Source organism: Amycolatopsis endophytica (assembly GCF_013410405.1).
GTDB lineage: Bacteria > Actinomycetota > Actinomycetes > Mycobacteriales > Pseudonocardiaceae > Amycolatopsis_E > Amycolatopsis_E endophytica.
Map to the genome: position 1 here is coordinate 1,597,534 of NZ_JACCFK010000001.1, position 10,397 is coordinate 1,607,930.

The 10,397-nt window shown below is 72.1% G+C and carries 9 protein-coding genes; 6 read left to right on the forward strand and 3 right to left on the reverse strand.

Annotated features, from left to right (window positions below; genetic code table 11):
• Positions 1-85 precede the first annotated feature (85 nt).
• A complete protein-coding gene (locus HNR02_RS07975; protein WP_179772532.1) occupies positions 86-1,576 on the reverse strand; it encodes a 3'-5' exonuclease in 1,491 nt (496 codons plus the stop codon).
• Positions 1,577-1,704: 128 nt separating this feature from the next.
• Between HNR02_RS07975 and HNR02_RS07980 the strand changes: the two genes are divergently transcribed.
• The 4 genes from HNR02_RS07980 to HNR02_RS07995 are packed head-to-tail and all read left to right on the forward strand — an operon-like array spanning position 1,705 to position 6,206.
• Complete coding sequence (locus HNR02_RS07980; RefSeq protein ID WP_179772533.1) at positions 1,705-2,508, forward strand: thermonuclease family protein; 804 nt, start codon at positions 1,705-1,707, stop codon at positions 2,506-2,508.
• Between the two features lie 32 nt (positions 2,509-2,540).
• On the forward strand, positions 2,541-3,935 hold the full coding sequence (locus HNR02_RS07985; RefSeq protein WP_179772534.1) for a carboxylesterase/lipase family protein: 1,395 nt from the start codon (positions 2,541-2,543) through the stop codon (positions 3,933-3,935).
• Between the two features lie 39 nt (positions 3,936-3,974).
• On the forward strand, positions 3,975-4,601 hold the full coding sequence (locus tag HNR02_RS07990) for a response regulator (RefSeq protein ID WP_179772535.1): 627 nt from the start codon (positions 3,975-3,977) through the stop codon (positions 4,599-4,601).
• Positions 4,602-4,604: 3 nt separating this feature from the next.
• On the forward strand, positions 4,605-6,206 hold the full coding sequence (locus HNR02_RS07995) for a hypothetical protein (protein ID WP_179772536.1): 1,602 nt from the start codon (positions 4,605-4,607) through the stop codon (positions 6,204-6,206).
• Here the strand turns inward: HNR02_RS07995 and HNR02_RS08000 are convergent.
• Positions 6,184-8,283, reverse strand: a complete 2,100-nt coding sequence (locus tag HNR02_RS08000; RefSeq protein WP_179772537.1) for a tetratricopeptide repeat protein — start codon at positions 8,281-8,283, stop codon at positions 6,184-6,186. The genes HNR02_RS07995 and HNR02_RS08000 overlap by 23 nt on opposite strands.
• Positions 8,284-8,343: 60 nt before the next feature.
• Positions 8,344-9,399 (reverse strand): FUSC family protein, encoded by a 1,056-nt coding sequence (locus tag HNR02_RS08005; protein ID WP_179772538.1) that lies wholly within the window; start codon positions 9,397-9,399, stop codon positions 8,344-8,346.
• Positions 9,400-9,443: 44 nt separating this feature from the next.
• On the opposite strand from HNR02_RS08005, the gene HNR02_RS08010 reads away from it, so the two are divergent.
• Positions 9,444-9,929, forward strand: coding sequence for a MarR family winged helix-turn-helix transcriptional regulator (locus HNR02_RS08010; protein WP_312860942.1), 486 nt, complete (start codon positions 9,444-9,446; stop codon positions 9,927-9,929).
• 83 nt (positions 9,930-10,012) lie between these two features.
• Positions 10,013-10,333, forward strand: a complete 321-nt coding sequence (locus tag HNR02_RS08015; protein WP_179772539.1) for an alpha-amylase inhibitor — start codon at positions 10,013-10,015, stop codon at positions 10,331-10,333.
• Positions 10,334-10,397 lie beyond the last annotated feature (64 nt).

Sequence of the window (10,397 nt, forward strand, 5' to 3'; positions counted from 1 at the left end):
GTGATACCGCAACCCGATCGGGTAGTGCGGAACCGGCTGCTGCCGCCTGTGACACTCGACGATCCGCGACCGGCGTTCCGGAGACTCAGGCGCTGCCCGAAGAGACGGCCGGGTAGCGGTTCTTCGGTTCGCTCACCGACCAGCCGCCGAGGAGCAGGCCGACCCCGATCGCGCCGAGGACGATCCCCGCGACCACACCGGCACCGGCGAAGAGCGCGATCACCGTCAGGAGCATCAGGACGAGACCGACGCCCATCATCGCCCACGCGCCCCACAGACGCTCACGCGCAACGGGCGGCGGAGCGGCGGCGGCGCGCGGCACCGGTGCCGCCATGACGGGAACGGCCCGCGGCACCGGCGGCGGCGGGATGGGTTGCGGGGCAACGGGTTGTGGCGCCAAGTCCAGGGTTCGCCACGCGGTCGGCAGGTCGAGCACGCCGGCCCCGAGCTCGCGGGCGCGCGCGAGCCGGGGTTCGGTGGCGGGGACGTCTTCGGCGACGGCGAGGTGCGTGACCGACGCCGTGAGGTTCTTCGCCAGCGGGATCCGCGCCGCGAGCACGGCCGCCCGTAACGCGTCGGCGGCGGCGGTGCCGCCCAGGACGAGAACCCGCGTCCTGGCCGGGGTCGTGGTCCGGCGCAGGTCCGCCAGCGCCTCCGGAACGCCGAGCGCTTCGGCGACGTGCCTCAGGTCCCGCTCCTCCCGGGCCGTCACGATGCCGTCGGATTCGGCCACGGACCGCATCGCGGCGACGAAGTCCAGGTGCGCGCCGCGCACGTCCGCCGGGGACATACCGGCGTCGGCCGCCAGCGCGGCCAGCTCCGCCGCTTCCGCCGCGGACAGGTAGTGGTCGGCGAGGACGTCCGCGAGCAGATCCTGATAGGGGGTGGCCACCGTTTCGATGCGGTCGACCAGACCCGAGACCCAGGTGCCCGCGGCGGCCGGGGCGGGCACCGGACGGCTCACCGGGCGCCCGGTGACGGCCAGGCGCGGCAGCTGCGGGAGTTCGAAGGAACGCTCGAAGGCCAGCCGGTGCGTGCCGACCAGCGCCGTGACGATCCGCGCGCAGGCGAGAGCGTCGGGAGCGGCCATGTGCGCCGCGAACCCGCCGAGGCCGAGTGCCTCCGCCACGGTGGCCAGGCGGTAGTTCGGCAGCCGCAGGGCCGACCGCGCCGCGTCCAGCGTGCAGACGCCGGGCAGTGTCGGCAGCCGCAGTCCGATCCGGTCCAGTTCCGCCGCCAGGAATCCCTGCTCGAAGCTCAGGTTGTGCCCGACGAGCACGCTGCCCCGGCACAGGTCGAGCAGGTGCCCGATCACCTGCCCGAGCGACGGCGCCGAATCCAGCTCCGCGCGCGTGATGCCGTGCACCCTGGCCGGGCCGGGGTGCACGCCCGGCCCGGGATCGACCAGTGTCGAGAACTCGCCGAGCACCGTCCCGTCGGCGCGCACGCGGACCGCGGCGAGTTCGACGATCCGGCCGGGCCGCAACCCGGTCGTCTCGAAGTCGATCGCGGTGAACTCGGTCCCGGTGGCGGCAAAACGCCCCGAACCGGACATGGGAACGATATCGATGAGCATCCGGTCTTCCCTGGTCGAGGATTGACGAGTACTTCATCGCGCCGGATCCGAAAACGTTCCGTCCGCGACCTGATCGTGATCTCCGGAAATTCTGTAACGGATTCCGGCCCGCTCGCGAGGAAAGAGCTGTGCCTGATGCTTCCGCCGCGCCGCAACGACGCGTGCCCACCTGGATCAAGGTCGCCCTCGCGGTGTTCGCGGTGCTTTTCGTCCTCGGCGCGCTGTTCGGGCGGTCCAGTGAAAAACCGGTCGCGCAGCCGCAACCCGCGCCCCCGGCGACCACTGCTGCCGCCACCACTACGCCCGCGGATCCGGTCTACCGCGTCGCGCGGGTGGACGGGGATGTCGTCGTCTTGAGCGATACCGCGGGAATCTCGAAAACCGTTTACGTCCCCGGCATTCAGCTCGCCACGGATTGTTACGGAACGGAAACCGCGACCTGGGCCGCGAATTTCCTCACCGGCCACGAAGTCACGCTGCAGTCGGTCGCCGAACAAACGGGCAGGACGCTGGCGCACGTCGTTCTCACTGACGGCACGGACTACGCGGTCGCCGCGCTACAGGGCGGTTACGCGCGGTTCGCGGCGGGCACGGTCACCGACGCCTACGCCGCCTCACTGCGGACCGCCGAAGGCGCGGCCAGTGCCGCGAAGGCCGGCCTGTGGGGTCCGCCCTGCAACGGCAGCCCCACCACACCGCCGGTCGCGCCGCCGCCGGTCACCGTCGCGCCGCCGCCCGCGAGCACGCCGAAGCCGGTGACGACGAAACCGGCCACCACACAACCCACCGAGGACGAGGACACCGGCACGACGAGCGCCTACTACCCCAACTGCGCGGCGGCGAAGGCCGCGGGCGCCGCACCACTGCACCGCGGCGATCCGGGCTACCGGTCGGGCCTGGACCGGGACAACGACGGCGTCGCTTGCGAATGACCCGCTCAGCCTTCCTGTGATATCCACGAACCGTGGATCCCATCGTGCAAACCGGTTCCGGGGCCGTCCGGGGGCTGGGTGGCGACGTCAGTTCCTTCAAGGGCATCCCGTTCGCCGGACCGCTGACCGGGGCCGCCCGCTTCCAGGCGCCCGCCGCGCCGGAGCGGTGGGACGGCACGCGGGACGCGCTGCGCTTCTCGGCCGCGCCGCCGCAGGGGAGCCTGTTCCCCGGGTTGCCCGCGGCGTGGCAGCCCGGTGACGAGGACGCCAGCCTGAGCGTCAACGTGTGGACCCCGGACCCGGGTGGCGCCGGGCTTCCGGTCATGGTCTGGATCTACGGCGGCGCCTACCTGATGGGCACGTCGAGCCAGGCCGAATACGACGGCACGAACCTGGCCCGTGACGGGGTGGTCGTCGTGTCGTTCAACTACCGCGTCGGGATCGAGGGGTTCGGCTGGCTGCCGGGGGCGCCGGCCAACCGGGCGTTTCTCGACCAGCTCGCGGCACTGCGATGGGTGCAGGAGAACATCGCGAACTTCGGCGGCGACCCGGGCAACGTGACCCTGTTCGGTGAGTCCGCGGGCGGCACGTCGGTCGCGGCGCTGACCGCGTCCGACGCCGGGCGCGGGTTGTTCCGCAGGGCGATCGGGCAGAGCATCGCGCACGGGTTCCTGTCGGAGAACCGCGTGCGGCGCACCACCGAGCGCATCGCGGGCGCGCTCGGCGTCCCGGCCACGCTGGAGGGTTTCAGCCAGGTCCCGTCCGAGGCGATCCACGCCGTCCAGATGGTGCCCGGTGAGATCACGCCGTTCGGCCCGGTCGTCGACGGTGACCTGCTCACCGACCTGCCGTGGCACAGCCCGCGCGGCGACGTGGACCTCGTCGCCGGCTTCAACCACGACGAGTTCACCCTGTTCGTCGCGGGCCAGGACCTCTCCGGCGCCGATCCGGCCGCGACCGCGGGCGCGGTGGGCCTGCCACCCGGCGCCGTCACCGAGTACCGCGCCGCGCACCCCGGCATCTCCGACACCGACCTGCACGTCCTGATCATGTCCGACCGCACGTTCCGCATGCCGTCGCTGTGGTCGGCGCGCAACCACCCCGGCCGCAGCTGGTGTTACGAGCTGACCTGGCCGACGCCGGCGCTCGGCGGCGTGCTGCGCGCGTGCCACGGCCTCGACCTACCGCTCACGTTCGGCAACTTCTCCGGCCCGTTCGCCCGGATGCTGCTGGGCAGCCCGGTCCCGCCCGAGGCGGAGACACTGTCGCGGGAGATCCGCAGGTCATGGGTGTCGTTCGCGACCACCGGCGACCCCGGCTGGCCCGAGTACGAAAAGGACACCGCGCTCACCCGCATCTGGGACGTGCCGGTCTCGGTGGCCGGCGACCCGATCGCGAGCTCGCGCCGCATCTGGGAGGCGGCGTGAAGACCGTCGTGGACCTGCCGGGCTGACTAGGCTCGGGGTATGGCCATCGAGGTGCTGCTCGTCGACGACCACGAGGTCGTGCGGCGCGGCCTGCGGGAGATGTTGAGCGACGAACCGGACATCGAGGTCGTCGCCGAGGCGGGCAGTGCCGACGAGGCGCTCGCGGTGGCCATGCACGTCGAGCCGGATGTCGCGGTCGTCGACGTGCGGCTCGGGGACACCGACGGCGTCGCGCTGTGCCGGGAGCTGCGGGCCCGGCCGAACCCGCCGTACTGCCTGGTGCTGACCGCGTTCGACGACGAGGAGGCGATGGTCGGCGCGATCATGGCCGGCGCGTCCGGCTACCTGCTCAAACAGGTGCGGGGGCAGGACGTGGTCAACGCCGTGCGCGAGGTCGCCGCGGGCCGGTCCCTGCTCGACCCGGTCACCACCGCCCGCGTGCTGGACAAGCTGCGGCACCCGGCCGAGGACGAGCTGGCGCGGCTCACCGACCGGGAACGCACCGTTCTGGAGCTGATCGGCGAGGGCCTGTCGAACCGGGAGATCGCCGAGCGCCTGTTCCTCGCCGAGAAGACGGTGAAGAACCACGTCACGTCGGTGCTGTCGAAGCTGGGCATGCAGCGCCGCACGCAGGCGGTCGCCTGGGTCGCCCGCCGGGGGAAGTAGGAGGTGACTCCCGCCGCCACGTCGTTCTTCACGAAAGTCCCGGTGGACGAGCGCTACGACGACTGGCTGACCTATCCGGTGCGGCGGCGCGTCCTGGTGGTGGTGCGCACGGTGACGACCCTGACCAGGCTGCTCGACGTGCTGTCGCTGCTGCGGACCGATCACCGGGTCCAGGTGGTGTTCACCCACGATCCGCACCGCACGGCGATCTTCGGCGCCGGTGTGCCGGAGGCGCTCCACCGCCTCGGCGCCCCGGTCGTCCCGTGGGATCAGGCGGTCGCCACGCCGTTCGACCTCGCACTGGCGGCCAGCGAGAACGACGAGCTGCACCGGCTGGACGCGCCGGTCCTGCTGTTCGCGCACGGCATCGGCTTCCAGAAGTACTACCCGGGCGGGACCGTGGTCGCCGGCATGAACCCCCGCCGCCTGGTGCGGAACGGCCGCGTGGTGCCTGCCGCGGTCGTGCTCTCCCACGCCGACCAGCTCGAACAGCTGCGCCGGGCCTGCCCGCCCGCGGCCGAGCGCGGCGTCGTCGTCGGCGATCCGACCCACGACCGCCTCCTGGCCAGCACCCATCGCGCCCCGCGCTACCGGCGTGAGCTGGGCAGCGGCGACCGGATGCCGGTCCTGCTCGCGTCCACCTGGGGCCCCGGCTCGCTGATCGGCGCCGATCCGGATCTGCCCGCCCGGCTGACCTCGGAACTGGACGTGGACCTGTTCCAGGTGACCGTCGTGCTCCACCCCGGGATCTGGGCACACGGGACGTGGCAGGTCAGGGCGTGGCTCGACCGGCCGGGGCTCACCGTCCTCCCGCCCGAGCGGGGCTGGCAGGCCGCGCTCGTCGGTGCCCGCTGCGTGATCACGGACGAGGGGTCGCTGGCGCTGTACGCCGCGTCGGTTCGCGCTCCGCTGCTGCTCGGGGGCACGCGGGCGGCCACCACCGTTCCCGGTTCTCCCTTGGCCGAACTCGCCGCGGCCGCGCCGCGACTCCCCGCCGGCTCGCCCCGGCACGCGATCGAAACGGTCGCCAACGATTTCAGCGGTATCGCCCAGCGTGCCGTCGACCTGCCGGGGAAGTGCGCGGAAACCCTGCGCCGCCTGCTGTACGACCACCTACGGCTGCCGGAACCGGACACGGCCGCCGCGTTCCCCGCGGCCGACACCCCGGAACCGAGCACGAGACCGGTGACCGCCTTCGTCGCGGGAGGCCGTCCGGGCGAGGTGATGCGCTTTCCCGCGTCCGTGCCGCGCCACCCCCTGCCGGGGCAGCACGTCGTCGCACACGAGACGGACGCGGAACTGGCCGAACTGGACGGGGCGGCGATCGTCTACAACGACCTCGCCGGGACCGGCGAGTTCGGCCACTGGGCCGGGACCGTGCTCCGGCGGTGGCCCGCGGCGCGTCTCGCCGCGGCCCGAGACGGCGACCGGTGCCTCGTCCGCACCCACGATGGTGACGACTTCACCTTGCGCGCCACCGGATGCGGCGATCCGGTGCTCCTCGCTTCGGTGGCCTACCTCCGGCTGCTGCACGGGCTCCCCGTCGCCGGGCACTACCGGGTCAGGCAGGGCGATCGCGAGATCACGGTCGTGGCAGGGTCCTGAGCTTCGCCAGCAGATCGGCCTGCCGTGGATGTCCGTCGTGCGCCAGGCGCTCCCAGACCCCGCCCCAGTGCCGACGGGCGGTCTCCACGTCCTTGCGTGCTGCCGCCGCGTCGCCGAGTGCTTCGGTGATTTCGAGGTCGTACTGCCTGGCACCGGCACCGGTCGCCAGCTGCCATGCCTCGAACAGCACCCGCTCCGCCTCCTCCGGCGCACGACGGGTAAGCGCTTTCCCCGACACAGTGAGAAGCCGGGAAAGGTTGCGCGGCTCGGTCGTGTACCGCAGCGCCTCGTCCACCCACCGCAAAGCCTCGTCGGTCCGGCCGAGTTTGACGAGGACGTTGGCCGCCATGCGGGCGTGGATGCCGCAGGCCCGGTAGCCCCGCTCGCCCAGCTCGCGGTCGATCTCGTACGCGGCCTGGAAACACCGGGCCGCCTGTTCGAGGTTGCCGGACTCCTCGTGGAACCGTCCCAGGCTCTCGTAGACGGAGGACTCCAGCTCGCGGTCCGCGCCGCCGACCAGCTCGCGAGCCCGTTCCAGCACGGGCCAGGCGTGCGCGAACTGGTGCAGGATCGTGTAGGTGCGGCCCTGCTGGGCGAGGTTGCGGACCAGCGACGCCGTGTCGCCGGACCGCTCGCCCGCGACCACACCACAGCCGTAGAGGCGGGCGAAGAGCCAGTGGTGCCCCCGGTTCAGCTGGACCACTTCGAGCGCCCCGCACATCCGGATGACGTCGGCGAACCGCCCGCGTTCGAGCGCCAGTGGAACCAGCCGGTCGTAGACCTGAAGCTCCGCCTCCAGCCAGTCGAGCGGCGCACGACCGTCGAAGTCCGCGTCTCCGTCGACCGCCTGGTAGCGGCGCAGGCGATCCGGGCTGGTCAGCTCGTCACCACGCACGGCCTGGCGGGTGTGGAACTCGATCAGCGCGTCGGTGGCCGAATCGTCCGGGCGGACGACGAGCCTGGCCGAGTTGTACAGCCGCCAGCGGGACCCGCCCGCGGGCGCGAGGAAGTTCGACGTGCGCAGCTCCGCGATGGACTCCAGGGAGGCGCCGAGGACCGTCGCGGTCTGCGCGGTGACCGTCGGCCCTGGATGCGACGCGAGCGCCGACAGCAACGACCGCGCCTGCGGCGAGAGGGTCGCGAGTGCCGCCGTGAAACCCGCGGTGATGCGGTCGTGGCCACCGCCGCGGATCTGCGCGAGGACCCCGCGCACGGTGCCGGTGTGGCGCACGAGCACCCCGGCCGACCTGATGGCCCCGGGATTGTGGTCGCAGACCTCGACCAGTTCCCGCGCGGCCACCGGATCCGCGTGCACCAGCTGCGGATTCGCCAGCCGCGCAAGGAGTTCGAGCCCGGCTCCGTCGTCGAGCCCCGTCAGCGGCACTTCGTCCGGGTAGTCCACGAGGAGTTCGGCACCGGCCTCGCGGCTCAGCAGCAGCACCAGGCTCATCGGGGCGGGCGGCACGACGGTCCGGATGTCCTCGGCGCTGTCGATCCCGTCCAGGACGAGGAGGAAACGCCGGGCCGCGGTGATCGCGCGGTACTGGTCGAGCGTGCCTGCGACGTCGAGTTCGTCGAGCACGAACCCGAGCTTCGCCGCGATGTCGCGGATGACCGCGGTTCGCGGCACCGAGCCACCGGTGCGGTGGTCCGACAGGTCGACGTAGACCTGCCCGTCGGGGAACCGGTCGTGGCGGTCCTGCGCGATCTGCCAGGCCAGCGCGGTCTTGCCCACGCTCCGCGGTCCGGTCAGCACGAACACGCCCTGATCCGGCAGGGCGTGCCGGATGCGCTCGTAGTTGACGAACGGCCCGTGGTTGACCGGTACCGCGCCGGGTCGCGGAGTCCCGCTGTCGTGGAGCAACCTCGCCAGTTGTCCGAGCGCGGCGGGATCCCGGTCGATCAGGTCGCCGAGGGCGGCGCGCACCGCTGTCTCGTCGGTGAGCAGGGTCGCGAGTTCACGGCCGGCGTGACGCTCCGCGAGGCGGCCGCGGACGTAGTCGTAGAGCTGCCCGCCACCGGTGAAGGCAGCGCCGACGACGCGGTTGATCACCGTCTCCAGGACCGTTTCCCACATGCAGGCTCCCCTCGCCGCCGACGCCAAGCTAGCAGGGTGGAACGATCACGTCACCCAACGTCAGGCCAGCTGGTAGCCGCGTCCGGGCCGGATCAGCGCGACCGCGACGCCGATGACCGCGCCGAGCACCGTGGCCACGAGCCGGTCGGCGGTGACGGCGACCGTGTCGACGGGCGCGGACAGCGAGCCGAGCAGCAGCACCAGCGGCGTCACGAACACCATGGCGATCGCGTAGTTGCGGATGACCGTCAGCTCCGCGCCGAGCAGCGCGACGACGATCAGCGCCAGTTTCGCGGGTTGCGGCAGGTCGAGCGCCAGCAGCACCGCCGCGACGAGAACGCCGACGACGGTGCCCGAGACGCGCTGGATGAAGCGGTGCATCGTGTGCTGCAGGTGCGTGGCCTGCAGGACCGCGGCGGCCGCGACCGTCGCCCAGTACGGGTGCCCGAGGCCGACCGCGTGCGCGATCAGTCCGGCCGCCAGTACCGCCGCGAACACCTTCACCGCACGCGGCCACTCGTGTGCGGTCCGGTGCACGGCGGCCCGCAGCCCGGCCCGCCACGAGGTCGTGCGGGTCCGGTCGTGGTCGAAGAACGGCCAGCCGGACAGCGCCACGGTCCAGGCCACGACCGCGCTAGCCGCGGCGACGGCGACCTGGGCGCCGACGCCCGGCCAGCTGACCGGGAAGGCGGACGTGGTGCCGACGGCGAAGACGAACATGAGCCCGCCGGGCGGCCCGGACCGGATACCGTCCGTGAGCAGTTTCGCGACGGCCGCGACCACGGCGACCAGGATGGCGACCGGCAGCGGCCCCCACCCGGCCGCCGAAACCGCGCCACCGAGTCCGACGGCGAGCGTCAGACCTGCACCGATCACGGCGAGCACACGGGCCCTCACCGGGTACGGCTCGAAGCGCGCATGCACCGCCGTCATGCCGCCGAACGCCGCCGCGGGCGCCAGTTCGGTGTGCCCCGCGATCACAACCGCGATCAGGACTATGTTCGCCCCGGTCATGGCCCGAAACGCGGACGCCAGCGCCCGGTCCACCGGCCGCAGCTGCCACCAGCCGCGCGGCGAGAGCGCGCGGAGCAGGTCGTGGCGAGCGAAATTATTCACGAGTAAAATACTACCGAAAGATTCGTGTACGAAGGGGCTCAGCGGTGAGTGATCTCGTCGACAGGGTGCGGCGCCAGTGGCTGGACGTGCATCCCGATCTCGACACGACGGGGATGGCCGTGGTCGGCCGGGTGCTGCGGCTCGCCTCCCTGATCCGCCGCGCGACCGACGATCTTCTGGTGGCCCACGACCTCAACCGCGCGGAGTTCGACGTACTGTGTGCGTTGCGGCGCAACGAGGTGCTCAACCCGGGCCAGATCAGCCGGGAGATGCTGTCCTCCGGCGCGGCCATCACCAAGCGCCTCGACCGCCTCGAACGGCTCGGCCTGGTGTCCCGGACGGCGAGCGAACGCGACCGGCGCGTGGTGCAGGTACGGCTGACCGAGCGGGGCACGCTGCTGATCGACCAGCTCCTGCCGGAACACCTCGAAGGCGAGAAGGCCGCACTGGCCAAACTGGACCCCGGCCAGCGCGACGAGCTGGCCGGCCTGCTCAAGGTGATGCTGGAAACGGTCGAGGGCATCACGTAGGCCCGTACCCGCACCGTAGCGTGCCGGTCCGGGCGGGTTCGGCGTGACAGCCGCCGGTCGTGTGGTTTCGTTACGTTCGCGACATGAAGTTCCGCAAGACGACGATCGTCCTCATCGGACTCGCCGCGCTCGGGGCGGTGTTCCCCGGCACCGCCTCCGCCGCGACGCCGAAGCTGAGCTGCGTCAAGGTGAAGGTCGACAACGGCTGGACGAGCGACGAAGCCACCGCGACCAACAAGTGCGCGGCCAATGTGCAGGTCAAGTTCCAGATCGACAACGACTTCGACTCCGGCTGGCGAACCCTGAAACCGGGCCAGGACACGACCTACGGCTACGCCGCCTGGGGCGGCTTCGACGGTCTGCAGATCAAGTACAAGGGCAAGACCTACTTCAACCCCGGCTGAGCGGCAACCCCCACAACAAAACCGCCACCCGGCAACGAAAGCCCCACCGCCCGAACCAGCCCCC